This window comes from Exiguobacterium aestuarii (assembly GCF_020171655.1).
GTDB lineage: Bacteria > Bacillota > Bacilli > Exiguobacteriales > Exiguobacteriaceae > Exiguobacterium > Exiguobacterium aestuarii_A.
In genome coordinates, this window is record NZ_JAIVAC010000001.1 from 176,265 (window position 1) to 201,712 (window position 25,448).

The 25,448-nt window shown below is 50.1% G+C and carries 28 protein-coding genes and 1 tRNA gene; 27 read left to right on the top strand and 2 right to left on the bottom strand.

Annotated elements, in window-relative coordinates:
- The first annotated feature begins 1 nt into the window (after position 1).
- The 13 genes from LCM29_RS00925 to mnhG all read left to right on the top strand — a co-directional run bounded on the left by LCM29_RS00925 (position 2) and on the right by mnhG (position 11,331).
- Positions 2 to 466: a DUF4825 domain-containing protein gene (locus LCM29_RS00925; protein ID WP_224860368.1), complete on the top strand. Its 465-nt coding sequence runs from the start codon at positions 2 to 4 to the stop codon at positions 464 to 466.
- 136 nt (positions 467 to 602) lie between these two features.
- Entirely contained in the window at positions 603 to 2,276 is a 1,674-nt protein-coding gene (locus LCM29_RS00930; RefSeq protein WP_224860370.1) for an AMP-binding protein, read from the top strand.
- 79 nt (positions 2,277 to 2,355) lie between these two features.
- Positions 2,356 to 2,934, top strand: coding sequence for a TetR/AcrR family transcriptional regulator (locus LCM29_RS00935; protein WP_224860372.1), 579 nt, complete (start codon positions 2,356 to 2,358; stop codon positions 2,932 to 2,934).
- Positions 2,935 to 3,014: 80 nt separating this feature from the next.
- Entirely contained in the window at positions 3,015 to 3,788 is a 774-nt protein-coding gene (locus LCM29_RS00940; protein WP_031421365.1) for an electron transfer flavoprotein subunit beta/FixA family protein, read from the top strand.
- 14 nt (positions 3,789 to 3,802) lie between these two features.
- Positions 3,803 to 4,768 carry an electron transfer flavoprotein subunit alpha/FixB family protein gene (locus tag LCM29_RS00945; RefSeq protein WP_224860374.1) on the top strand — a complete coding sequence of 322 codons (966 nt, stop codon included), beginning with the start codon at positions 3,803 to 3,805 and terminating at the stop codon, positions 4,766 to 4,768.
- A gap of 107 nt (positions 4,769 to 4,875) precedes the next feature.
- Positions 4,876 to 5,190 (top strand): thioredoxin, encoded by a 315-nt coding sequence (trxA, locus tag LCM29_RS00950; RefSeq protein WP_015881090.1) that lies wholly within the window; start codon positions 4,876 to 4,878, stop codon positions 5,188 to 5,190.
- A gap of 346 nt (positions 5,191 to 5,536) precedes the next feature.
- Positions 5,537 to 7,978 (top strand): Na+/H+ antiporter subunit A, encoded by a 2,442-nt coding sequence (locus LCM29_RS00955; protein ID WP_224860376.1) that lies wholly within the window; start codon positions 5,537 to 5,539, stop codon positions 7,976 to 7,978.
- A complete protein-coding gene (locus tag LCM29_RS00960) occupies positions 7,950 to 8,387 on the top strand; it encodes a Na(+)/H(+) antiporter subunit B (protein WP_214785305.1) in 438 nt (145 codons plus the stop codon). Before LCM29_RS00955 ends, LCM29_RS00960 begins: the two co-directional genes overlap by 29 nt.
- A complete protein-coding gene (locus tag LCM29_RS00965; RefSeq protein WP_015881093.1) occupies positions 8,387 to 8,728 on the top strand; it encodes a Na(+)/H(+) antiporter subunit C in 342 nt (113 codons plus the stop codon). Before LCM29_RS00960 ends, LCM29_RS00965 begins: the two co-directional genes overlap by 1 nt.
- Positions 8,721 to 10,205: a Na+/H+ antiporter subunit D gene (locus tag LCM29_RS00970; RefSeq protein WP_224860378.1), complete on the top strand. Its 1,485-nt coding sequence runs from the start codon at positions 8,721 to 8,723 to the stop codon at positions 10,203 to 10,205. The genes LCM29_RS00965 and LCM29_RS00970 overlap by 8 nt, the downstream gene beginning before the upstream one ends.
- A gap of 7 nt (positions 10,206 to 10,212) precedes the next feature.
- Complete coding sequence (locus tag LCM29_RS00975; RefSeq protein ID WP_224860380.1) at positions 10,213 to 10,698, top strand: Na+/H+ antiporter subunit E; 486 nt, start codon at positions 10,213 to 10,215, stop codon at positions 10,696 to 10,698.
- Positions 10,698 to 10,994 carry a Na(+)/H(+) antiporter subunit F1 gene (locus tag LCM29_RS00980; RefSeq protein ID WP_026826530.1) on the top strand — a complete coding sequence of 99 codons (297 nt, stop codon included), beginning with the start codon at positions 10,698 to 10,700 and terminating at the stop codon, positions 10,992 to 10,994. Before LCM29_RS00975 ends, LCM29_RS00980 begins: the two co-directional genes overlap by 1 nt.
- Positions 10,972 to 11,331 (top strand): monovalent cation/H(+) antiporter subunit G, encoded by a 360-nt coding sequence (mnhG, locus tag LCM29_RS00985; protein WP_015881097.1) that lies wholly within the window; start codon positions 10,972 to 10,974, stop codon positions 11,329 to 11,331. The genes LCM29_RS00980 and mnhG overlap by 23 nt, the downstream gene beginning before the upstream one ends.
- Before the next feature lie 42 nt (positions 11,332 to 11,373).
- On the opposite strand, the gene LCM29_RS00990 is transcribed toward mnhG, so the two are convergent.
- Complete coding sequence (locus tag LCM29_RS00990) at positions 11,374 to 12,687, bottom strand: dihydrolipoyl dehydrogenase family protein (RefSeq protein WP_224860382.1); 1,314 nt, start codon at positions 12,685 to 12,687, stop codon at positions 11,374 to 11,376.
- Between the two features lie 70 nt (positions 12,688 to 12,757).
- Between LCM29_RS00990 and uvrC the strand changes: the two genes are divergently transcribed.
- Together uvrC and LCM29_RS01000 are read left to right on the top strand one after the other, a co-directional pair.
- The gene (uvrC, locus tag LCM29_RS00995) at positions 12,758 to 14,548 is read left to right on the top strand and encodes an excinuclease ABC subunit UvrC (protein WP_224860384.1); all 1,791 of its coding nucleotides are present in this window, start codon (positions 12,758 to 12,760) and stop codon (positions 14,546 to 14,548) included.
- Positions 14,545 to 15,321 (top strand): aminoglycoside adenylyltransferase domain-containing protein, encoded by a 777-nt coding sequence (locus LCM29_RS01000; protein ID WP_224860386.1) that lies wholly within the window; start codon positions 14,545 to 14,547, stop codon positions 15,319 to 15,321. Before uvrC ends, LCM29_RS01000 begins: the two co-directional genes overlap by 4 nt.
- Before the next feature lie 25 nt (positions 15,322 to 15,346).
- Here the strand turns inward: LCM29_RS01000 and LCM29_RS01005 are convergent, their stop codons facing one another.
- The gene (locus LCM29_RS01005) at positions 15,347 to 15,739 is read right to left on the bottom strand and encodes a YslB family protein (protein WP_224860388.1); all 393 of its coding nucleotides are present in this window, start codon (positions 15,737 to 15,739) and stop codon (positions 15,347 to 15,349) included.
- 222 nt (positions 15,740 to 15,961) lie between these two features.
- On the opposite strand from LCM29_RS01005, the gene LCM29_RS01010 reads away from it, so the two are divergent.
- The 12 genes from LCM29_RS01010 to tig all read left to right on the top strand — a co-directional run bounded on the left by LCM29_RS01010 (position 15,962) and on the right by tig (position 25,253).
- Positions 15,962 to 16,579: a succinate dehydrogenase cytochrome b558 subunit gene (locus tag LCM29_RS01010; RefSeq protein WP_015881102.1), complete on the top strand. Its 618-nt coding sequence runs from the start codon at positions 15,962 to 15,964 to the stop codon at positions 16,577 to 16,579.
- A 16-nt stretch (positions 16,580 to 16,595) separates the two neighbouring features.
- Positions 16,596 to 18,353 carry a succinate dehydrogenase flavoprotein subunit gene (gene sdhA, locus LCM29_RS01015; RefSeq protein ID WP_074032768.1) on the top strand — a complete coding sequence of 586 codons (1,758 nt, stop codon included), beginning with the start codon at positions 16,596 to 16,598 and terminating at the stop codon, positions 18,351 to 18,353.
- An 8-nt stretch (positions 18,354 to 18,361) separates the two neighbouring features.
- Positions 18,362 to 19,150 carry a succinate dehydrogenase iron-sulfur subunit gene (gene sdhB / locus LCM29_RS01020; RefSeq protein WP_193343274.1) on the top strand — a complete coding sequence of 263 codons (789 nt, stop codon included), beginning with the start codon at positions 18,362 to 18,364 and terminating at the stop codon, positions 19,148 to 19,150.
- A gap of 8 nt (positions 19,151 to 19,158) precedes the next feature.
- The gene (locus tag LCM29_RS01025) at positions 19,159 to 19,599 is read left to right on the top strand and encodes an acyl-CoA thioesterase (protein WP_224860390.1); all 441 of its coding nucleotides are present in this window, start codon (positions 19,159 to 19,161) and stop codon (positions 19,597 to 19,599) included.
- 74 nt (positions 19,600 to 19,673) lie between these two features.
- The gene (locus LCM29_RS01030; protein ID WP_015881106.1) at positions 19,674 to 19,937 is read left to right on the top strand and encodes a phosphocarrier protein HPr; all 264 of its coding nucleotides are present in this window, start codon (positions 19,674 to 19,676) and stop codon (positions 19,935 to 19,937) included.
- Positions 19,938 to 20,050: 113 nt separating this feature from the next.
- Positions 20,051 to 20,854 carry a glutamate racemase gene (gene racE, locus LCM29_RS01035; protein WP_224860392.1) on the top strand — a complete coding sequence of 268 codons (804 nt, stop codon included), beginning with the start codon at positions 20,051 to 20,053 and terminating at the stop codon, positions 20,852 to 20,854.
- Positions 20,847 to 21,596 (top strand): ribonuclease PH, encoded by a 750-nt coding sequence (rph, locus tag LCM29_RS01040; protein WP_214760500.1) that lies wholly within the window; start codon positions 20,847 to 20,849, stop codon positions 21,594 to 21,596. The genes racE and rph overlap by 8 nt, the downstream gene beginning before the upstream one ends.
- Positions 21,593 to 22,183, top strand: coding sequence for an XTP/dITP diphosphatase (locus LCM29_RS01045; protein WP_224860394.1), 591 nt, complete (start codon positions 21,593 to 21,595; stop codon positions 22,181 to 22,183). The genes rph and LCM29_RS01045 overlap by 4 nt, the downstream gene beginning before the upstream one ends.
- Positions 22,184 to 22,188: 5 nt before the next feature.
- Positions 22,189 to 22,701, top strand: a complete 513-nt coding sequence (locus tag LCM29_RS01050) for a metallophosphoesterase family protein (protein ID WP_224860396.1) — start codon at positions 22,189 to 22,191, stop codon at positions 22,699 to 22,701.
- 60 nt (positions 22,702 to 22,761) lie between these two features.
- Positions 22,762 to 22,835: transfer RNA gene (locus LCM29_RS01055), tRNA-Arg, on the top strand.
- Between the two features lie 124 nt (positions 22,836 to 22,959).
- Positions 22,960 to 23,871 (top strand): hypothetical protein, encoded by a 912-nt coding sequence (locus LCM29_RS01060; RefSeq protein ID WP_214749751.1) that lies wholly within the window; start codon positions 22,960 to 22,962, stop codon positions 23,869 to 23,871.
- Positions 23,872 to 23,960: 89 nt separating this feature from the next.
- The gene (gene tig / locus LCM29_RS01065; RefSeq protein ID WP_214695268.1) at positions 23,961 to 25,253 is read left to right on the top strand and encodes a trigger factor; all 1,293 of its coding nucleotides are present in this window, start codon (positions 23,961 to 23,963) and stop codon (positions 25,251 to 25,253) included.
- Positions 25,254 to 25,448 lie beyond the last annotated feature (195 nt).

Below are 25,448 nucleotides of genomic sequence, written 5' to 3' on the forward strand. Positions count from 1 at the left end.
TATGAAACGCTTCTGTCTGTTGCTCGTTCTCGCCATCTCACTAGTAGGTTGCACGAATCCGGAACCGAACGCCTTTGAATATAGAGGTTCGAAAGTCGGGGACAATGCCGCCGTCGTCGGGATTGCCGGGAGCTTACCGCTACACGAATGCTATCAATCGGTCGAGTTGCAGACGAAGAAGCGTCCTTATGGGTTGACCGTCCGTTACGAAGATCCAGGAATGGAGCGAGCGGAGCAAGAGCGTCTTGCGATTCGGAATGCGGCTACTTACTTCACGCTCATTCCGAATGCGGAAATCGTCCGCTTCGCCTTCCCGAACCGGACGTATGCCTTCTCTAGACCAGAGATGGAGGCGTGGTTCGGAACGGATTTCTCGAACATCCGTCACGAGAATGAGTTACAACAATTAATGAATCAGAAGCTTGAACAGCTGGATTCGAACAATTCCTATTTTAGGCGGGTATAACAGCGATTGGATGACAAATCCAATCGCTTTTTTTGATATTTTCTGAAAATTATCGGGTAAAGGGTAGATGAAAGCGTTTTCTTAGCATTATAATGGAGTTAACTGAATGAGTATTCATTTCCAAGGAGGAACAGCGATGAACAAACCGTGGTTACAAGATTATCCAGAAGGTATGCCCCAGTCGATTGATTACGAGGTAAAGCCGCTCTATGAGGCATTGTCTCGCGCAGCAAAGGATTATCCGAATCGTACGGCCGTCTCCTTTATCGGGAAAGAGTGGACATTCGCGGAGATCGATGATGCCGCACGTCGACTCGCCACGATGCTCCAAGCGAAAGGACTTGAAAAAGGGGACCGCGTCAGCCTCATGCTTCCGAACTGTCCTCAATACGTCATCTCGTTCTATGCCGTGCTCTATGCAGGAGGGACGGTCGTCCAGACGAACCCGCTTTATACGGAGCGGGAGCTTGATAACCTCATCACGGATGCGGGCGTCAAAATTGTCATCACCCTCGACTTGCTCTATCCGAAAACGCTTCGCGTCAGTGAAAAGACGGAGATCCAAACCGTGATCACGACAAGTATCGCCGATTACTTACCGTTCCCGAAAAACAAGCTGTATCCGATCAAAGTGAAACGAGAAAATAATATCGTGATCGACACGACCGGCTCGACGCCGTTTAAAGACTACAAAGACTTTAATCCGGTCACGCCGCTCGACATCAATCCGAAAGAAGACGTCGCGGTTCTTCAATATACAGGCGGGACGACGGGACTTCCGAAAGGCGTCATGTTGACCCACTTCAACTTGACGGCGAACGCGGACCAAATCACGAACTTATTCTATAAGTATAATCGCGGGGACGAGAAGCGCGTCTTGTGTGTCGTTCCGTTCTTCCACGTCTACGGGATGTCGTGCTGTCTGAACTTCGGTGTCACGAACGGGTATGAGCTCGTCCTCGTGCCGCGCTTCGAAGTGACGGATGTCCTGAAGACGATTCAGAAGAAAAAGCCGCACTTCTTCCCGGGCGCTCCGACGATGTACGTCGGGATCTTGAACGACCCGAAACTGAAAAAATACGACTTGTCATCCATTGAAGCGTGTATCTCTGGTTCGGCACCGCTTCCGATTGAGGTACAAGAGGAGTTCGAGAAGATCACAGGTGGTCGCATCGTCGAAGGATATGGTTTGTCTGAGACGTCGCCGGTTACGCACGCAAACTTCTTATGGGATAAGCGAATCGTCGGCTCAATCGGTGCGCCGCTGTCGGATACTTCTGCTAAAATAGTAAAAGCAGACGGAGAGACGGAAGCAGATATCGGGGAAATCGGTGAAATCATGCTGAGTGGTCCACAAGTCATGAAAGGCTATTGGCAAAAACCGGAGGAGACGGCAGCCGTCTTGAAAGATGGATGGCTCGCGACGGGTGACCTCGGTTATATGGGTGAGGATGGATTCTTCTATATTGTCGACCGGAAGAAAGATATGATCATCGCCGGTGGATTCAACGTCTATCCACGTGAAATCGAAGAAGTGCTCTACGAACATCCGGCCGTCAAGGAAGCGGTCTGTATCGGTGTCCCTGACCCGTATCGTGGTGAGACGGTCAAAGCGTTCATCGTCCTTCGTGACGGGTCGAGCGTGACTGAAGAACAACTCGACAAGCATTGTCGTGAGAAGCTCGCGGCTTATAAAGTGCCGAAGCTGTACGAGTTCCGTGACGAGTTGCCGAAGACGTTCGTCGGTAAGATTTTACGCCGTGTCCTCGTCGATGAAGAGAAGGCGAAACAAGTGAAACAAAGCAGTTGACACCAAGCGTACGCATGATAGAATAATAAATGAATGAACCATCATTCATTTTTCTGCAGCGGTAAGGAGCTTGGGGTTAATGACAAATCATATTTCGAAAAGTGACCGAATCATTGATGCGGCGGTCAAAGTAATTGCCAATCACGGCTATCACGGTGCAAAGGTGACAGCCATCGCCAAAGAGGCGGGTGTCGCGGACGGCACGATCTATTTGTACTTCAAAAACAAGGAGCATCTCTTGATCGAGTTGTTCCAAGCGAAGATGGGGTTGTTCATCGACTACTCGAAACAACAAATCGGGAAAGAGACGACAGCCGGAGATCAGTTGTATCAGTTGATCGAATCACACTTAAAACAACTGTCGGCCGATTACGACCTTGCCGTCGTGACACAAATCGAACTGCGACAGTCGAACTTGGTGCTTCGCCAAAAAATCGGAGAAGTGCTCAAACCATACTTGAATTTAATCGATTCGGTCGTCAAACACGGAATCGAGACAGGAGAGTTCGACAAGGATCTAGATTATCGACTCGCCCGTCAGATGATTTTCGGCACAATCGATGAGGTTGTGACGAGCTGGATGGCGAGCGGCTTCAAATATGACTTGATGTCGACGCTTCCGAATGTGCACCATATGTTAAAGAAGGGGCTTACTTAACAGTGAGCCCTATCACTAGCTCAAAAAATGAATGCTGATTCATGAATGATGGGAAAGAATTGACTAAAGGGGGATCAACCATGAATATTTTTGTTTTGCTGAAACGTACGTTTGATACTGAGGAAGCGATTCAGCTCGAGAATGGGGAAATTCAAGAAGACGGCGCTGAGTTCATCATCAACCCGTATGACGAATATGCGGTCGAAGAAGCGATTCAAAAACGTGACGCACTCGGGGGAGAGGTCACGGTCGTCACGGTAGGACCGGAAGACGCGGACAAAGAGCTTCGTACAGCACTCGCCATGGGAGCGGACAAAGCTGTTCGTATCTCGATCGAGGACGATGTCGAAGATGCGGACCACGTCACGATTTCAAAAGTGCTCGCCACATACTTGAAAGAACAAGATGCAGACCTCATCTTTGCAGGGAACGTTGCAATCGATGGCGGTAGCGGACAAGTCGCACCACGTGTCGCAGAACTTCTCGACATGAACTACGTGACGACGATCACGGCTCTTGAAATCGACGGCACGACGGCTACGGTCACACGTGACGTCGAAGGGGATACAGAAGTCATCGAAGTTGCACTCCCACTTCTCGTGACGGCGCAACAAGGGTTGAACGAACCACGTTACCCGAGCTTGCCAGGGATCATGAAAGCGAAGAAAAAACCACTCGAAGAACTTGAACTCATGGACATCGACCTCGATGAAGATGAAATCGAAGCGAAAATCGAGACGATCGAACGATTCTTACCAGAAGAGAAGAAAGCCGGCCGTATCCTTGAAGGCGACATGTCGACACAAGTGAGCGAGCTCGTACAACTTCTTCGCACGGAAGCGAAAGTCATTTAAGGGGGAGATCATAGATGAGAGCTTTAGTACTCGCAGAAGCGCGTGAAGGCGCGTTACGTAACGTATCATTCGAAGCCATCGCTGCGGCGAAGCAATTGACAGACGATGTGACGGCAGTCGTGATTGGGGATCACGTGCAATCACTCGCGCAAGAACTTGGGGAGTATGGCGCAAGCCGTGTCCTCGTCGTTGAAGACGATCGCCTCAAACACTATACGCCAGACGGCTACGGGCAAGTGCTCCGTCAGTTGATCGAGCAAGAAAGTCCGGACATGATCGTCCTCGGACACACAGCACTCGGGAAAGACATCGCACCGAAACTCGCGGCACGTCTCGATGCTGGACTCATCAGTGACGTCGTCTCTATCGAAGGAACAGGTCGTGACGCTGAATTCGTTCGCCCAATCTACTCAGGGAAGGCGTTCGAGAAAGTGAAGTTCAAAGACTCGGTCATGTTCTTCACAATTCGTCCGAACAACATCGACGCACTCGCGCGTCAAGCAGGTGCAAGCGTCTCAGTTGAAACGCCAGCAGTCGAATTGAAAGACCTCGCGATGATCGTCAAAGAAGTCGTTCGTAAGGCGACTGGGAAAGTCGACTTGGCGGAAGCGAAAGTCATCGTCGCAGGCGGACGTGGCGTGAAGAGCGAAGACGGCTTCAAACCACTTGAAGAGTTGGCTGAACTTCTCGGAGGAGCGGTTGGTGCTTCACGTGGAGCATGTGACGCCGACTACTGCGACTATGCGCTTCAAATCGGACAAACGGGTAAAGTCGTCACACCAGACCTTTATATCGCGTGCGGAATCTCTGGGGCAATCCAACACTTGGCAGGGATGAGTAACGCGAAGGTCATCGTCGCGATCAACAAAGATCCGGAAGCGAACATCTTCAGCGTGGCGGATTATGGCATCGTCGGTGATTTGTTCGATGTCGTTCCAATGTTGACAGAAGAGTTCCGCAAGCACCTCGTCAATAGCTAATAAGCAAAACGTTTTGGGGTTGTTACCCTCCGTGGTATACTCTGAACATGAATTGCATGAGAGTTCTACATCAGGACTCTCTCATCTTATTGGGGAGGTTTTTACAAATGGCTATTAAACACGCAACGACTCAATCGTTTGAACAAGATGTAAAAGAGGGCGTAGTCCTCGTTGATTTCTGGGCAACTTGGTGTGGACCATGTCGCATGATCGCGCCAGTTCTCGAAGAACTCGATCAAGAAATGGGTGACCAAGTCCAAATCGTGAAACTCGACGTCGACGAAAATCCTGAAGTCGCAGGTGCTTTCCAAATCCAAAGTATCCCGACACTCATGATGTTCAAAGATGGCGAGCCTGTTTCGAAAACAATGGGCTTCCAACCAAAAGAAGCATTGAAAGAGTTTATCGCAACAGCACAATAATTGCGTAGCAGCCGATTGAAATCGGCTGCTTTTTTGTTTTGTCGAGCGGAAAAGAAGGAAAAGGACAGGCAAGTAGGGAATAGGTTGAGTTATTCCACACCCCCTCATTCACGGAAAAATCCGATACATATCGTCTGATTTCAAAATTTTTTTGAAGAAATTCCGTCGGCTTCCTTCATATTTAAAAGATTCGGAATTTTAGTGAGGGCGTGCGCGGACTGGAAGCTTTTATCATGGAAACAGACTGAAAATTTACGCTATACTCATGAGGAAGACATGATGGAGTCAAGTGACCTTACTTTACGGCTCGATCTATTGTACGACTCTGTTCGAAGGAGGAATTTTCTTGTCGCTGTTACATTTAGCTATTTTGTTGCCGCTTCTCGCGGCACCGTTCATCCCGTTCTTGTTTCGGGGGATGAAGCAAATTCATACAGGCTGGTTCGTCTTGATCGTACCGGTCGTGCTCGTCACCTACTTCGCCGGATTCATTCCGATCACGAGTGCAGGGGACGTCGTGACAGAGACGATTGCGTGGATGCCGTCCCTCGGGATCAACTTCACGGCATACGTTGACGGACTCAGTCTACTGTTCGCCCTCCTCATCACGGGGATCGGCGCACTCGTTGTCTTATATTCCATTTACTATTTGAATAAGGACAAAGAGTCACTCGGGCATTTCTATGTGTATCTCTTGATGTTCATGAGTGCGATGCTCGGGGTCGTTCTCTCGGACAACATGATTGTCATGTATATGTTCTGGGAGCTCACATCGATTTCATCATTCCTGTTGATTGGTTACTGGTATGAGAAAGAGCGTTCACGTTACGGCGCACAGAAGTCGATGCTTCTTACCGTATTCGGTGGATTGTCGATGCTCGGGGGGATCGTCTTACTCGAGTCGATGATTGGTTCGTACAGCATTCGTGATATGGTCACGAACTCTGGCGTCATCGCCGAGAGCCCGTTCTTCCTTGTCGCGATGGTTCTCATCTTGCTCGGGGCGTTCACGAAATCAGCGCAGTTCCCGTTCCACATCTGGTTACCTGACGCGATGGAAGCACCGACTCCGGTCAGTGCGTACCTCCACTCGGCAACGATGGTCAAGGCGGGTCTCTACCTCGTGGCCCGTATGAGCCCGGTGTTCCAAGAGTCATCGGTCTGGCTATGGACGATTGCCGGAGTCGGGATGTTCACGATGTTCTGGGGCTCGTTCAACGCCGTGAAGCAGACCGACTTGAAGGGAATCTTGGCATTCTCGACAGTCAGTCAGCTCGGGCTGATCATGTCACTCCTCGGTCTTGGTGCGGCTGCGCTCCACTATGACGGAATGGATGACAATATCTTTATGGTCGCGACGATCGCAGCAATCTTCCATTTGATTAACCACGCGACGTTCAAAGGCTCGCTCTTTATGATGGCTGGGATCGTCGACCACGAGACGGGCACACGTGACATTCGTAAGCTTGGCGGTCTGATGACGGTCATGCCGATCACGTTCACGATTGCCGTCATCGGTTCATTATCGATGGCCGGTCTTCCGCCGTTTAATGGTTTCTTAAGTAAAGAGATGTTCTTGAAGGCGACGACGAAAGTCTTCTCGGCCGACTTCTTCGCGCTCGATACGATTGGAATTTTGCTTCCGGTCATTGCATTTGTCGGAAGTGTGTTCACGTTCATCTACAGCATCATGCTGTTCACACGGACGTTCATGGGCAAGGCGAAGTTCGACCAATTGCCGAAGAAACCGCATGAGGCGCCGATCGGCATGTTGATTTCGCCGGCCATCCTCGCGCTTCTCGTTGTCGGTCTCGGGTTCTTCCCGAACGTCTTGTCGAACTCGCTCATCAAACCAGCCGTCGAGTCGATCTATCCGACACTCGTCGCACAAGGGCAAGAAGTCGATGTTCATATCTATTTCTGGCACGGTTTGACGCCAGAGTTGTTCATGACGATCGGGGTCGTCCTTCTCGGTTCGTTGCTATTCTGGCAAATGGGCAAATGGATGGGGATCTACAACCGCATCCCACACCGTTTGACGCTCAACGGGATGTACGATGGTACGCTCGTCTGGTCGAATAAGGCAGCATACCGCTTTAAAGACAACTACATGACTGGCTTCATCCGGTCGTACTTGATCTATATTTTCGTCTTCCTCTCAGGCATGATGCTCTTTAGCATCTGGTGGTTCGACATGTACCGATTCTCGTTCGAGAACTTGGCAGAGATTGCACCATATGAATATGTGCTCGGAGCCGTCGTCATGCTTGCGGCGCTCGCGATTCTATTTATGCGTTCGCGTCTACCGTCCATCATCTTACTCGGGGTTGTCGGGTACGGCGTGGCACTGTTCTTCGTCTTCTTCGGTGCACCTGACTTGGCACTCACACAGCTCGTCATCGAGACGGTCTCGGTTGCCTTGTTCTTGCTCGTGTTCTATCACATGCCGGACATCAGCAAGAAGGAAGTACGGATGCGTTTTAAAGTCGGGAATGCCATCGTGGCCATTCTCGTCGGGACGACCGTGATGCTTCTCAGCTTCATGGCGCTCACGAACAAATCGCTCACCTCGATCTCCGAGTATTACAAAGAGAACGTGTATGAGCTTGCAGCAGGTAAAAACATGGTCAACGTCGTCCTCGTCGATTTCCGTGGATTTGATACTTTGTTTGAAATCGTCGTTCTCGGAATTGCGGCTTTCGGGATCTACACGATGATTAAATTTAGAACAACACGACGTACGAAAGGAGAAGGTGCACATGAAGCAAAACAGCAAACGCGTCAATGACGTTATTTTGCAGACGGCCGCGATTATCATTTTCTTCATCATCGTCATCTTCTCGATCGATTTGTTCTTTGCCGGTCATTATTCACCAGGTGGAGGGTTCATCGGTGGATTGATGACATCCGCGGCACTCGTCTTGTTGCTACTCGCATTTGATTCGAAGACGCTCGCGAACGTGCTCCCAATCGACTACCGTCTCATGACGGCAAGTGGATTGTTGATTGCACTCGCGACAGGTCTTCACTCGGTATTCTTGGGTCGTCCGTTCTTGACGCATGCTTACGGGAAGTTCGACTTACCACTTCTCGGTGAACAGACGCTCCACACGGCGATTGCGTTCGACTTAGGGGTTTATCTCGTAGTCATCGGAATCACCTTGACGATTATACAAACGATTGGAGAGAGTGAATAATGGAAATCTTCGTTAGCATCATTATCGGTGTCTTGACGATGTGTGCCGTCTATCTTGTTCTCTCAAGAAGTTTGTTACGCATCATCATCGGCACAGCCTTGTTCAGTCACGCGGCACACCTTCTCGTCTTGACGACGGCAGGTTTGAAGACAGGGGCAGCCCCTGTCCTCGTCGACGGTGTGACTGAATTCACAGACCCGTTACCGCAAGCGCTCGTCTTGACGGCAATCGTCATCAGTTTCGGGGTGACGGCGTTCTTCCTCGTACTTGCCTACCGCACGTATCAGGAGCTCAGCACGGACAATATGGAAGAAATGAAAGGAACAGAATCGTATGATTAACTTACCGGTCTTTCCAATCGTCATTCCTGCGCTTGCGGCCATCATCATGATGTTCATGCCAAAACGGGTCCAGCTGCAGCGTGTGATGGCTCTTGGAGCTTTAGTTATTACGGCGATCGTGTCACTCTTCCTTGTGCACACGGTCTCCACGGAGGGGATTCAAACCCTCAACCTCGGGAACTGGCAAGCGCCGTTCGGGATCACACTCGTATCGGATATGTTGTCAGCCCTACTCGTGACGACGTCGACTCTCCTCACGCTCTTCATCGTGTGGTTCGCCGTCCATTACTTCTCAGATTCATATGAAGGCAACTACTTGTACATCTCGATGCTCTTCTTGCTCGTCGGGGTGAACGGTGCCTTCACGACAGGTGATATTTTCAACTTGTTCGTTTTCTTCGAGGTTTTCTTGATGTCTTCATACGTGTTGATTGTGCTTGGTGGACGTGGCGTCCAGTTACGTGAGTCCATCAAATACTTGCTCGTGAACATCATCGCCTCGGCACTCTTCGTCATGTCGGTCGCCTTGCTCTATGGCGTTACAGGTACGCTCAACTTGGCAGACTTGGCGATGAAAATCCCACTCGTCGATAACCCGGACGTCATTACCGTCATCGGTGTAATGTTTGTCATCGTCTTCGGGATGAAAGGGGCACTCGTCCCACTTCACTACTGGCTCCCTGGGGCGTATGTAGTCGCACCGACACCGATTCTCGCGATGTTCGGTGCACTCCTGACGAAAGTCGGGGTCTACTCGATTTTACGGACGTACACGTTACTCTTTGACGGGAACGGTGAGTTTTTACAGACGTTCCTCATGGTGCTCGCTGTCTTCACGATCTTCATCGGGATGACAGGGGCCATCGCTTATAACGACGTGAAGCTGATCATCATATACAACATCATGATTGCGGTCGGGGTCATTTTGTACGGGATCTCGGTCAACACGCAGACGTCCCTTGAAGGGTCGCTCTACTACTTGATTCACGATATGATCATCAAGGCAGTTCTCTTCATGCTCGTCGGGATGATGATTGGGATCACCAAATCCGGTCAATTGCGCGATATGGGTGGACTCATCACACGCTTCCCGCTGTTCGGATGGACGTTCTTCATCGCAGCGCTCTCGCTTGCAGGGATTCCGCCACTCAGTGGATTCTTCGGGAAGTTATTGATCGTATCAGGTGGGATGGACGAAGGAGAACTGTTCGGACCACTACTTGTCCTCTTATCAAGTCTCTTCGTCCTCTATTCGGTCATGAAGATTTTCTTGAACGGATTCTGGGGAGAGGCGAAGCATGAGTATGACGGACCACTCGTCCCATATACGAAACGTTTGATTATACCGGTCTTCTTGTTGCTCATCATTGCGGTCGCATACGGATTTGGGGCAGAAGCCATCCATCCGTATATCACGCAAGCAATTGAGCCGCTCGTCAATCCAGAAATCTATATCGATGCCGTGATAAAGGAGTGAAATACAGATGGCTTATCAACTATTGATTAACTTTTTCTTGGCGTTCATCTGGATGTTCCTCACGGGATCGTTCACAACGAGCGGATTCTTCGTCGGGTATATACTCGGATTGCTCATCTTGTTCATGATGCGCCGATTCTTCAAATCAGGGGGAGGCAGCTTTTACTTTGCACGCGTCTGGCGTCTGTTCAAACTGCTCCTCATCTTCATCCGAGAACTGTTCCTCGCGAACTTCGAGGTGTTACGTCTCGTCCTTAGTCCAAAGCTGAAGATTCAACCAGGAATCTTCCGGTATGAGACGTCTCTCGACAAAGGCTGGAAAGTCAGCTTGCTCTCGATGCTGATCACGCTCACACCAGGGACGCTCGTCGTTCAGGTGTCAAAAGACAATTCCGTGCTCTATATCCACGCGCTCAACATGCCGGATAAGGAAGCATTACAAAAAGATATTTATGATAACTTTGAATCAAGCATTAAGGAGGCGACAGAGTGATGGATTTACTAGACATTCTCATCTACATCTCGCTCGCCATTCTCTTGCTTGCGATGTTGATGATGTTGTATCGCGTCGTCAAAGGACCGACGACGGCAGACCGGGTCATCGCCCTCGACTCAATCGGGATCGCGCTCATCTCGGTCGTCGCGTTACTGTCGATCCTGCTCGATACGACGTTATATTTTGAAGTCATCTTGCTACTCAGTATTTTGGCCTTCATCGGAACGGTGGCGTTCTCGAAATTCTTAGAGAGGGGAGAGATTATCCAACATGACCGCGACAATGATCTTTGATCTCATTACCGGCATCTTCACGATCATCGGCGTCTTCTTCACGGTCGTCGCCGCGATCGGTCTCATCCGTCTCCCAGATATTTATTCGAGAACACACGCTGCCTCAAAGAGTGCGACACTCGGTGTCATGTTCGTCCTCTTTGCGGCCGTCCTTCACGTATATGTCGATGAACGGGTATTTGATGCAAGACTCTTGCTCGGTCTCTTCTTCGTCCTCTTGACGGCTCCTGTTGGGGGGCACCTCATCTCACGTGCGGCGCATGCGAAAGGGGTCCCGCTTTGGGAGAAGTCATTACAAGACGCATTGAAAGAAGACAAGGATAAAGGAATCGAATAAGAGAAAGACGGGATTCGCCATGAGGCGAGTCCCGTCTTTTGTTTAGATCAGATAGGTCAGGTCGGAGGCAGCCGTCGGATAGGCGACTTCTAAGTGCTTCACGTGTTGATGCGACAGTTTGTTCTGTATAATGAAAGAGAACAGATTGATGAGTTCCGGGGCATGGTGTCCAATCAGATGTGCCCCGATGATATGACCTTCCGCACTCAATAATACTTTCGAATAGGCGGTCGCGTCATTGATGCGTGAATAGGTGAGGAAATGGGACATGTCCGTTTCTTTCACGTCGAAGTCGATTCCTTCTGTCTCCGCTTCCTCTACGGTAAGACCGACTTTGGCAATCGGTGGCGTCGCATAGACGATGGTCGGTGCCGGACGCTCCGGGAGTGCCCGCGTATTCCCGTGAAGCATGTTCAATGCAGCGAGACGACCTTCCTGACCGGCGAACGGAGTGAGGGCAGGATTTGGACTGTTAGCGACGTCTCCGGCGGCGTATATATTCGGATTGCTCGTCTGGAGATGCTCGTTCACCTGAACACCATGATGATCGGCGTTGACGCCTGCTGCTTCGAGATGAAGTCGCTCGATGCTTGGAATTCGCCCGGTGGCGTTAAGGACAACTCCTTCAAGGGTAGAGTCATCTGATAACGTTAAGACGTTCCCGTCGATTCGTGTCGGTTCGACGTCGTGTCGGACGGTGATGCCGATTCGCTTCGACTCCTCGACGAGCCGATGGACGACGTTCGGGTCGAATGCCTTCAGCGCACGTGAACGAACGAGAAGGGTCACGTCGCTTCCGAAGCGGCGGAAGATATGAGCGAATTCAAAAGCGATATAGCCGGCACCGACGATGTGAATCGCTTCAGGTAAGACGTCGAGGTCGAACACATCATCGCTCGTGATCGCTAGTTCACCACCAGGGATGTCGAGAGGGCGTGGTGTTTGACCCGTCGCGATTAAAAATTGAGGGGCGGAGAGCTCATGACCATCGATGACGATCGAGTCTTCATCGATAAAGTGAGGCTCCCCTTGATATAAATCAATGTTCATCTCGTTCCAATGTTGCGTTTTTGACGTAGGAATCGAGAAGCGATATTCATCAATCCGCTTTTTAAAGGACGACCAATCGAGGGATAGGCTTCCTTCGACGCCGAGATCGCGCATACGTTCCGTGCGGGCGAGTAGTTCGGCACCTTCGGCGAGCATTTTTTTCGGGTCACATCCACGTTGAGGACACGTTCCTCCGAACGTCCAGTTTTCAATGATGGCAATTTCTTTACCGGCTTCGCGTAAAATGGAAGCGGCTTGCCCCGCTGCGGATCCGCTACCGATAATGATGACATCGTATCGTTTCATAATATAAAATCCTCCTCTGACGAGATATCACACTCTTTTTCCCGTCCAGGAGGAAGCTAAACTGAGGTGAATGGAATTGAGTCATACCGACCACATTAAACATAAATTGGCACTACTCCCGGACGAACCGGGTTGCTATCTGCACAAAAATGAATATGGCGAGGTCATCTATGTAGGGAAAGCAAAAAACCTCAAGAATCGGGTCCGCTCTTACTTCACGGGCGCGCACGACATCAAGACGATGCGTCTCGTCGCAGAGATTCGTGACTTTGAGTACATCGTGACGGCGAGCGAACTCGAGGCGTTGCTCCTTGAAATGACGCTCATCAAAAAGCACGACCCGAAGTACAACATTCGCCTGAAAGACGACAAGACGTATCCATACATCAAAATTACGAACGAACCGTATCCGCGTCTATTGACGACACGGAAGTTAAAGAAAGACGGTGGACATTACTTCGGACCGTATCCGAATGCTTACGCGGCGAACGAGACGAAACGTCTGCTCGATAAACTCTACCCGCTCCGTAAATGTCAGCCGATGCCAAAGAAACTTTGTCTCTATTATCACATCGGGCAGTGCTTAGGACCTTGTGAGCTCGCGGTCGACACGGATTCGCAAAAAGAGATCGTCAACGAGATTCGTCGTTTCCTGAACGGTGAGACGAGTGAGACGCTCGCCAAGCTGAATGTGGAGATGGGACGTGCCGCTGAAGACATGCAGTTCGAGCGGGCTGCTGAACTACGCGACCAGATTCGAGCGGTCGAATCGATCATGAATAAACAGAACATGATTACGGCCGACCCGACGGCGCGAGACGTCTTCGGTTATACGCTTGACCGAGGCTGGATGTGTGTCCAAGTATTCTATATGCGTGGCGGGAAGATGATCGAGCGAGACGTCTCTCTCTTCCCGATGCATGGGGAACCTTCCGAAGAGCTCGAAAGTTTTATCGTTCAGTTCTATGAACAAAACGTCGTGCCGAAAGAAATTCTTGTACCCGAAACGGTCCGCCTCGATTTATTAAATGACGCCATCGGCACGAAAGTGATGCAACCGAAACGTGGGGCGAAAAAGCAACTACTCGATTTGGCGACGAAAAACGCAACGATCGCCTTGAACGAGAAGTTCGAATTGCTCGCTCGGGATGAAGAGCGAACGTTACTCGCGATGCGCGAACTCGGGGAAGCAATCGGTGTTCCTAACTTGTCGCGTGTCGACATCATCGATAACGCGAACATTCAAGGGGCGGACGCTGTATCGGCGCTCGTCGTCTTTGAAGACGGGAAGCCGCTCAAGAAAGAGTATCGGAAATATAAGATTCGGACCGTCCAAGGGCCGGACGATTACGAGACGATGCGCGAAGTCGTGCGGCGACGGTTCCGCCGCCTGTTGACGGAAGACAAGCGTCTACCGGATCTCCTATTGATTGATGGAGGAATCGGGCAATTGAATGCCGCGCTCGACGTCATCCAAAATGAATTCGGACTCGATTTACCGGTCGGCTCACTCAAAAAGGATGACCGACATCGGACGAGTCAACTGTTGTTCGGTGAACATGGTGCGGTCGTGGAACTTCATCCACGATCGAGTGCCTTTTATCTATTACAGCGGATGCAAGACGAGGTCCACCGTTTCGCCATCACCTTCCACCGTAGCTTGCGGACGAAGAAGATGACGAAGTCGATCCTAGACGAGATTCCAGGAGTTGGTCCGAAACGTCGTCAACAGCTCATCCGTCATTTCGGGTCGATGAAGCAGATTCGTCTTGCCTCGCTCGAACAATTGAAAGAAGCGGGACTACCGGAAAAACTGGCGGAGACTGTCCTTCAATATGTGCACGAGGATACGGATGAATGAGACAGCTTCCGACAGACGTGGAGAATACAATCGCTTCATTCGTGAGAGCGATTGATGAATTTCTACCAACCGTTCAGCATATATACATTCATGGTTCATTAGCGATGGGTGGCTTTCATCCGAAGCGAAGTGATGTAGATTTGTTGCTCGTCGTATCGAACGCATTGACTCGGGAGGAACGACAAAAAATCATCGACTGTTGTCTTTTATACTCAAACGAACCATATCCGCTCGAACTGAGTATCATGACGATGGCCCAGCTAAAAGACTGGTGTCACCCGAGTCCCTTCGAGTTTCACTATAGTGAAGGGTGGCGTTCTCGTTTTGAAAAGGCAGGTGGGGAAGAGCGAACCGAATTGCAACAAGGATTCACCGATTCTGATTTGGCAGCTCATATGTTGATGATTTTACAACGTGGTATCACTTGGCGCGGACAGCCACTTCATCAATTGCTCTGCGGATTCGATTCTGCTCATTTTTCTGATGCGATTCGGGCAGATGCGCTCGACTGTCTCAACACAATAGAGGAAAATCCGATTTATTGCGTGTTAAACTTGGTGCGCGGATTGGCCTATGAACAAGCGCGTGCCCTGCTCTCGAAACAAGAAGCGCTCGGTTGGCTGATAGAGAACGAACATTTTCCGGGAAATGTTGTAGCGGTCGTTCGTAAGGCGACTCAGGGCTATGAAGGGGAAGACGTGACATTTGATCAACATGAACTCAACGGTTTCCGTCGCTACATGCGTCAACAACTTCAGCAGAATCAAAAATAAGAGTCGATGCGTTTGGCATCGACTCTTATTCGTAATCGTCTTTCCGGTCTAGTTGGACGGTGATTTGGACAGTTTTTCGGGCGGGATCGGCATATCCTTCCGCGACGCACTGGAAACGACCTGCAATCTGTTCGGCTAAAAATCCAGCTTCGAGCTGATAGTAACCTGTCGCCTTGGCTTGGGACGAAGGTGGTGGGATCAGTTCGTATGTAAATTTACTCCCACGTTCCTTTTTGAGCGTCAACGCTCCCCAACCTGCCTCGTCGAAGAATGCAGTCAGTTCATCGTCAGACATCGTCGGGAATTTGCGCGCGACCCGTTTTCCTGACCAATAGATGACTTGGGCGTAATCTTCACCAAGCAAGTCCGTCAACACATAGTCGCGAAGAAGTTCAATCGCGAAAATTGGTTGGCTCATCGTTTCCATTCTATCCCATCACTCCAATCTCTCTATATCATTATAACGACCAATCTGAATTTGGTCATCCTGTATTTTTGAAAAGAATGTGGCACAAATCGGCTAGGTTATCTTGTCATACAATTTTCACAAGAGTAGAATAGGAGTCAGAAAGCTATATCTGCATTTGAAAACGCTTTTATTGACAAAACGAGCCAATGCTCGTGAAAAGGGGGAACTAGAATGGCAGCGCATCGTGACTACTTCAGTCGTAAAGTCCATTCGCTACTTGGGGTCATTCCAATCGGTTTGTTTTTGATCGTTCACTTATCGGTCAACTACTACATCGTCGATGGGGTGGAGTCATTCAACAAAGCAGCAAAATTCATGGAGAACTTACCGTATTTGTACTTCCTTGAAGTGACGATTATCGCATTGCCGATGATCTTCCACGGCGTGTACGGCGTGTACTATGCGTTTCTTGGATCGATTAACTCGAACCGTTACTCATACGCACGCAACTGGTTGTATCTCTTCCAACGCTTCACAGGGGTCTTCCTCGTGATTTTTATCGCATGGCACGTTTGGGAAACGCGCTTAGCGAAATTACGCGGGGTAGAAGTCAATGCGGAGATGATGCAAAACATCGTCGACAACCCGCTCATGTTGATCTTCTACATAGTCGGAATTCTTTCGGCTACGTTCCACTTCGCGAACGGTCTTTGGTCGTTCTCGATCACGTGGGGAATCACACAGTCACCTCGTTCGCAACGTCTCATGAGCTACGTATCAGGTGTCGTGTTCTTGGCACTATCTTTTGTCGGCATCCGTTCGATTTTGACGTTTGCAGGCATCTTGTAATTAGGGGGAATTTTACATGGCAAATCAAAGTTTGATCGTCATCGGTGGCGGTCTAGCTGGACTCATGGCGACAATCAAGTCGGCAGAGATGGGTGTTCCGGTAAAACTATTCTCGCTTGTACCGGTCAAGCGTTCACATTCAGTTTGTGCCCAAGGTGGCATCAACGGGGCCGTCAACACGAAAGGGGAAGGCGATTCTCCATGGCAACACTTTGACGACACGGTCTACGGTGGCGACTTCCTCGCCAACCAACCACCTGTTCAAAAAATGGCAGAGAATGCACCAAAAATCATCCACATGTTCGACCGGATGGGTGTCATGTTCAACCGTACGCCAGAAGGTCTCTTAGACTTCCGTCGTTTCGGTGGAACGCTTCACCACCGTACGGCTTACGCTGGAGCGACAACAGGTCAACAACTTCTCTATGCACTCGATGAGCAGGTTCGTCGTTATGAAGCACAAGGTCTTGTCGAGAAATATGAGGGATGGGAATTCCTTCGTGCCGTCATCGATGAAGAAGGGATCTGCCGCGGTGCGGTCTGTCAGGATTTGCGCTCGATGGAAATTAAAGCGTTCCCATCGGACGCGGTGATCTTGGCGACAGGTGGCCCAGGGGTCATCTTCGGTAAGTCGACAAACTCGGTCATCAACACAGGACAAGCAGCGGCAGCGGTTTACCGCCAAGGTGCAGTCTATGCGAACGGGGAGTTCATCCAAATTCACCCGACTGCGATTCCTGGGGACGACAAACTTCGTCTCATGAGTGAATCGGCTCGTGGGGAAGGTGGACGTGTCTGGACATACAAAGACGGGAAACCATGGTACTTCCTCGAAGAGAAATATCCAGCATACGGAAACCTCGTACCGCGTGACATCGCGACACGTGAGATTTTCGATGTATGTGTTAACCAAAAACTCGGCGTCAACGGCGAGAACATGGTGTACCTCGACTTGTCTCACAAAGATTCGAAAGAACTCGACATCAAACTTGGTGGGATTCTCGAAATCTACGAGAAATTCGTAGGGGACGACCCACGTAAAGTACCGATGAAGATCTTCCCGGCAGTCCACTATTCGATGGGCGGACTGTGGGTCGACTACGATCAAATGACAAACATCCCTGGACTCTTCGCAGCCGGTGAATGTGACTACTCGATGCACGGTGCGAACCGTCTCGGGGCGAACTCACTCCTCTCAGCCGTTCATGGCGGAATGGAAGCAGGTCCTGCAGCGGTCAACTACATGCGTGGTCTCGACCAAGCGACAGAAAGCGTCTCAGACGCGCTCTTCAATTTCAACGAGCGTGAAGAAATTGAACGCTTCAACGACATCCTTGCGATGGACGGAACAGAGAACGCGTATCAAATCCACCGTGAACTCGGTGAACTCATGACGGATAACGTCACAGTCGTTCGTTATAACGATAAGCTCGAAGCAACGGACAAAAAAATCCAAGAATTGCGTGAACGTTTCCATAACATCTCGGCTACGGATACGGCACGCTGGAGCAACCAAGGGGCATCGTTCATTCGACAGCTCGACCACATGCTCGACCTCGCACGCGTCATCACACTCGGCGCACTCAAGCGGGACGAGAGCCGTGGGGCCCATTACAAACCGGAATTCCCGGAACGTAATGACGAGCAGTTCATGAAGACGACGATGGCACGTTACAAAGATGGGGAAGTCGATATCTCGTATGAAGACATCGATGTTTCGTTAATCCCGCCACGTAAACGGGATTACTCGAAGAAAGGGGCGAAGACGAAATGACGACGCCAATGCAATCTGAACAAAAAGACATCCGTTTCATCATCGAACGCCAAGATGGACCGGATCAAGCAACGTATACTGAAGAATTCACGGTGCCGTACCGTCCGAACATGAACGTGATCTCGGCATTGATGGAAATCCGCCGTAACCCGGTCAACGCGAACGGGGACAAGACGACACCGATCAACTGGGACATGAACTGTCTCGAGGAAGTATGTGGTGCGTGCTCGATGATCATCAACGGGAAGCCACGCCAGTCGTGTACAGCGCTCGTCGATAAACTCGAGCAACCGATCCGCCTCGCGCCGATGAAGACGTTCCCGGTTATCCGTGACCTTCAAGTCGACCGTCAGCGCATGTTCGACGCGTTGAAAAAAGTGAAGGCATGGGTTCCAATCGATGGAACGTATGACCTCGGTCCAGGACCGCGTATGCCAGAAAACAAACGCCAATGGGCGTACGAATTATCAAAATGTATGACATGTGGGGTTTGTCTTGAAGCGTGTCCAAACGTCAACGACAAATCGGACTTCATCGGTCCAGCGGCGATCTCGCAAGTCCGTCTCTTCAACTCGCATCCAACAGGTGCCTTCCACGCGGAAGACCGCCTCGAAGCACTTATGGAAGACGGCGGCATCATGCAGTGCGGAAACGCACAAAACTGTGTCGAAGTTTGTCCGAAAGGCATCCCGCTCACGACGTCAATCGCTTCGATGAACCGTCAAACGACGCTTCACTCGTTCAAACAGTTCTTCGGTAGTGACAAAGGTCGCACCGGTTCTGCGGTCGAGGCGTAAGCGAGCCGATGACCAAGTACTTTCGAGAGCCAGATTGGGAAACACGTGTCAAAGCAGGGGTCGCACTCGATGTAAAAGTTCGCTTTTCGGAGTGCGATCCGTACGGTCACATGAACAACACGATCCCGTTCATCTATTTCGAAGATGCGCGAATCGAGTTGCTAGAAGCGACAGGATTCTCCTTAAAGGACGGATTTGTCGTCGTCGCCGATGCGCAATGTGACTATGTTCGACAAGTCATGCCACGTCAACAGCTGACCGTGCATGCCAATATCTTGACGGTCGGAAACACTTCATGTGATATTCATTACGGGGCATATGACGGAGAACAACTCCTCTTCGCGGGACGAACGAGCCTCGTTCATTTGACGAAGGAAGGTCGTCCAACGGAATGGACTCCGGAATATAAAAACCGCTTGCAGAATTTTTGCGAATCCGCTATCATTTGATAATGAGTTCACAAACAAAAAATATTCTGCCGGTTCGCCTGTAGAATTGAATTTTGAAGGGAGACCATCATCTCATGGAAAAAACGTTCACAGTCGTTGCTGATTCAGGAATTCACGCTCGTCCAGCTACTCAGTTGGTTAACACAGCTTCTAAGTTCCAATCAGACATCAACCTCGAGTACAATGGTAAAACAGTTAACTTGAAGTCGATCATGGGTGTACTTTCACTCGGTATCGCAAAAGATTCTACAATCAAGATCACTGCTGAAGGTGAAGATGCAGAAGAAGCGATCAACACGCTTTCTGACATGCTCACTAGCGAAGGTCTTGCTCAGTAATTCGGGTAAGGGACGAGGCGCCATTGGCGACCTCGTCTTTTTTTGTCATGGGAACGTTTCTTTTTCCGTCTGATGTTTTTTGGTAAGATAGGTGAGAATGGAAGTGATGCAAAATGAAACGAGCGATTGGAGTCCTCGATTCAGGAGTCGGCGGGTTGACGGTAGTCAAAGAATTGATGCGCCAGCTCCCTAAAGAAGAAATTATCTATATCGGGGATACGGAACGCTGTCCATACGGACCGCGTCCGCACGATGAGATTGAAGCTTATACATGGGAACTCATTGAGTTTCTATTGAAGAAAGACGTCAAAATGATTGTCATCGCGTGTAACACGGCGACGGCGGTCGTCTTGAAAGAGGCGCGGAAACGCCTCGATATCCCGGTCATCGGTGTCATCGACCCAGGTGCCCGTGCGGCCGTCAAAGGGACGCGAAATAAACATATCGGTGTCATCGGTACGAAGATGACGATTGAGAGTGCTTCGTATGAAAAGGCGCTTCGTCACGTAGCTGGTGAGGTCGACGTGTACTCACTCGCTTGCCCACCTTTTGTGCCGCTCGTCGAAGCGGGGAACGTGTCGGGAGACCGCGTCCGTCAAATCGTGGAAGAGACGTTGCGTCCGCTACAACCTTCCGAGATGGATACACTCATTCTCGGTTGCACGCATTATCCGATTCTTGCTCCTGTCATCCAGGACGTGGTCGGACCGAACGTGCACCTCATCTCGTCTGGTGACGAGACGGCGCTCGAAGTCGCAGCGATGCTTGATTATCAAGAGCTCGAGAACGGATTAGATACCGTCCCATCCCATGCCTTTTATGCGACGGGGGATATTGAACTATTTGACCGATTGGCGAGCGAATGGCTCGGTCGTCCGGTCCATGCGGAGAAAGTCGAGGTGACCGGCATTGCGTGATACGAGACGATTTGATGAATTACGAACAGTCGAGATTGTACCGCATGTGAATAAGCATGCGGAAGGATCTGTCCTTATTTCAATCGGTGATACGAAAGTCATCTGTACAGCGACCGTCGAAGAACGTGTACCGAACTTCCTTCGCGGGAAGAAGCAAGGCTGGATCAATGCCGAGTATGCCATGTTGCCACGTGCGACAGGTGACCGGACCGTCCGAGAAGCGGTACGTGGGAAGCAATCGGGTCGAACGATGGAGATTCAACGTCTCATCGCCCGATCACTCCGCTCGGTCGTTGACTTGGAACGTCTCGGCGAACGCACGATTTGGATTGACTGTGATGTTATCCAAGCGGATGGCGGTACACGTACGGCATCCATCACAGGTGGTTTTTGTGCCCTCGTCCTCGCCGTCGATCGGTTGATCCGTCAAGGGAAACTCGACGATACACCAATCAAAGAAGGCGTCGCGGCAATCTCGGTCGGACGTACCGATGAACTCGTTCTCGACTTGGACTATATGGAAGACGCGGCGGCTGAAGTCGACATGAACGTTGTCATGACGGCGAGCGGTCGGTTCGTCGAAGTTCAGGGGACAGGTGAAGAGGCGACGTTCACGCTTCAAGAGATGAACGAGATGCTCGCGCTCGCACAACACGGAATCGAATCATTATTCAAGACGGCACAAGAGGCACTCGGTGCTTCGTGGTGGTACGTCGGAGAACGTTCGGAGGAGACATTATGAAGTTGATCATTGCGACACACAATCCTGGAAAAGTGAAAGAACTAGAAGGGATGTTGACACCGCTCGGATTTGAGGTCGAATCACTACTCGACTATCCGGATGCGCCGGAAACAGATGAGACAGGGACGACATTTGAAGAAAATGCGGCGTTAAAAGCGACGGAAGCAGCTGTCTATTTCGGGCATGCCGTTCTCGCGGATGACTCCGGTCTTGAAGTTGACGCGCTCGATGGGGCACCTGGCGTATATTCAGCTCGCTTCGCCGGTCCTGAAAAGTCGGATGAGGCGAACAATGCGCTTCTTCTTGAAAAATTGAACGGGCAAACGAATCGCGTGGCTCGCTTCGTCTGTGCCCTCTGCCTGGCGAAACCGACAGGAGAGACGTTGACCGTTCGCGGAACGATTGAAGGGACAATCGGCTATTCCCCACGTGGCGAGAACGGTTTCGGATACGACCCACTCTTTATCGTCCCATCGCTCCACAAGACGGCGGCCGAACTAGAACGTGAAGAAAAAGCGGTCGTCAGTCACCGTGGACAGGCATTACGAAAACTGGAGGCAGAAATCATTCCATTCATGAAAGGATGAAGCTTATGCGTTTTCTAATAGTGAGTGATAGTCATGGTCTGACGGAAGAATTGACAACGATTTTTGAACGACACGAGGCAGAGATTGATGACGCGTTCCATTGCGGTGATTCACAACTCGCGCTTGTCGATGAACATCTATTGCCGTATCGAACGGTCCGTGGGAATTGTGATTTTGGTGGAGACCTTCCGCTCGAACGGATTGAGACGACGGATGCCGGTACGATCCTCATCGTCCACGGGCATCATCACGACGTCAAATTCGACTTGAATCGGCTGCGTTACCGGGCTGAAGAAGTGGACGCGAACGTTGTCTTGTTCGGTCACTCGCATGTGGCGGGTGCTTTGATCGAGGATGGGGTCGTCTACATCAACCCGGGTTCGATTCGGATGCCACGGGGACGTTCGGACAAAACGTATGCGCTTCTTGACCTAGAAAACGGGGAAGCCACGGTACGTTTTTATCGCTCGGAAGACGGTTCTCACGTCGAAGATTTGGACATCGCAGGAAAACTATGAGTTTCGAATGGGAAATCAATTGACAGGAAACCATTTTTCTATTATAGTTTTCATGTCAATGTCCCAATAGCTCAGCAGGATAGAGCAACGGCCTTCTAAGCCGTCGGTCGGGGGTTCGAATCCCTCTTGGGACGCTTCCATTAAAATAGAGACGCTCTCTACGGAGAACGTCTCTTTTTTCATTTTCCGGGAAATCGATTGACAAGGAATCGCGTCCTAACGGAAGATGAAAGGGAATGGAAGAGAGGGTGAGGGAAGATGGAGAAGGAAAAGGACCAGGACTATCCGTTCCCCGGGAATTGGTCGCGTCTGCACAAGATGATTCAAGAAGCAGATGCTTCTGGGGAACGACAGCGGATCGAACCGATTTTATGGGATTGGTATCAGGCGATTCCGGGTGACCCGTTTATTTTCATGGAAATCTTCCAATGTGCGATGGAAAAACCGGACGACCCGGAAACGCTCGAGAAGTTGCAGGAACTCGTCGCCATCCAGATGGCGGAAGCGGAAGAACCGGCTTCGGGCGGATTACAGATCGCGCAGTATTACATCATGCGGGACCAGCCGTTTGAAGCGGCGCACTGGATCAACCAGTACCTCGAATGGCAAGACAAAAAAGATACGGTCAACACACAGGCACATCAAGTGCTTCAAGTGTTGAAGATGACCGAGTTTCCGGCGGCCATCGCCAAATTGAAACGGACGTTGACGCGAGGCAGTACAGGGGAACAAATCGAGGCGTTGCAACATGTCCATTTCAATATCGATTCGGTGCTCGACAATGTGTTGCATGAGCTACTCGTATCCAAGCGACCGAAGCTCGTCAAATTAATCGTGTTAGAGAAGGCTTTTGCCGAACTTGCGGTCATCAAGTGGTCGGATGGGGATTCGACGAACGAGATGTCGCAAATGGAGGCAACATCGCACATCGAGACGTGGGAGAAGACCGTCCTCTCGCTTCAAAAATCAGTTGAGGGCGATGAGATCGGGACTCAGTTGTTGATGAACTATATGTATACGCATTATCCGTATGTGCCGGCTGAAAAAGCGGACGTGGAACAGGCGCTCGTACAGGCGAAACAAGCGATTTTGCATGATGAGGCAGTCGACGGTTTGGCAGCTGCGATTTTAGAGGCGGATCTGCGCTTCACACAGGCGTTATTAGACTAAATCCTTGTGTGCATACCGAGGATTTATGCTATAATACGGATTGTTGTACATTTTTGTACGGTATAAACGAATTGTTGGAGGGACTTAGCATGACAGCAAAATGGGAAAAAACATCAGGTAGCCAAGGCGTACTCACGTACGAAGCTCCTGCAGAAGCTTTTGATAAAGCAGTTGACGCCGCATTTAAAACAGTCGTCAAAGACTTGAACGTGCCTGGCTTCCGTAAAGGTAAATTGCCACGCCCAATGTTCAACAAAATGTATGGAGAAGAAGCACTCTATCAAGATGCGCTCGACATTCTCTACCGCGACACAATCCAAGGTGCGGTTGAAGAAGCTGGTTTCGAACCAATCGCGCTCGAAAACATCGATGTAGACGGCACGCTCGAGAAAGGCAAACCAGTCGCTTTCAAAGTGACATTCGTGGTTGAGCCAGAAGCTGAGCTTGGCGAATACAAAGGCCTCGAGTACGAAGCTGTTTCAACTGAAGTAACAGAAGACGAAGTAACAGCAGAACTTGAAGCACTTCAACAGCAAGGCGCAGAACTCGCTGTTAAAGAAGGTGCAATCGAAAACGGCGATACAGCTGTATTTGATTTCGCAGGTTTCGCTGACGGTGAGCAGTTCGAAGGCGGCACAGCTGAGAACTACACACTCGAAATCGGTTCTGGTCAATTCATCCCAGGATTCGAAGAGCAAATGATCGGCATGACTGCTGGTGAAGAAAAAGACGTTGAAGTAACATTCCCTGAAGAGTACCATGCTGAAAACTTAGCGGGTAAACCAGCGACATTCAAAGTCAAACTTCACGAAGTTAAAACAAAACAAGTTCCTGAACTCGACGACGAGTTCGCAAAAGACATCGACGAGTCTGTTTCGACACTCGACGAGTTGAAAGCGAGCATCCGTGAGCGTTTAGAAGCTGGTAAGAAACAAGAAGCTGAAGGTACAATGCGCGACCAACTCGTTGAGCAGGCAACTGCTAACGCGACAATCGACGTACCACAAGTTCTCGTTGACCAAGAAGTAGACCGCATGGTACAAGAATTCGGTTCACGTGTATCTTCACAAGGAATCGACCTTAACATGTACTTCGAACTCACTGGTACTTCTGAAGAAGCAATGCGCGAAGAGATGAAAGAGCAAGCTGAAGAGCGCGTTAAAGCTCGTCTCGTCTTGAAAGCAATCGCTGACAAAGAAGCAATCGAAGTATCTGACGAAGATGCTGAGAAAGAGCTTGAAGAAATGTCTAAACTTTACAACATCGCACCGGACCAACTCCGTACGATGCTCGCTCCACAAGGCGGTCTTGAGACACTTAAAGGTGACCTCAAATTCCGTAAAGCGATCGACATCCTCGTTGAAAACGGTAAAGCGAAGTAAGTTGATTTTTAGTGGGACGACTGCTTAGCGGTCGTCCTTTTTTCTGTCACAACACTTTAAATGTGTAATTCTTTGAAGTCGCAATATGTTCATGCTACAATTATTTCAACGCAGAGATGTAAAATGTCTTTTCACGGTGCATCGCACCAGAAAATACAAATCGCGATTTATCGCACTTACATCCATTTTCACCAC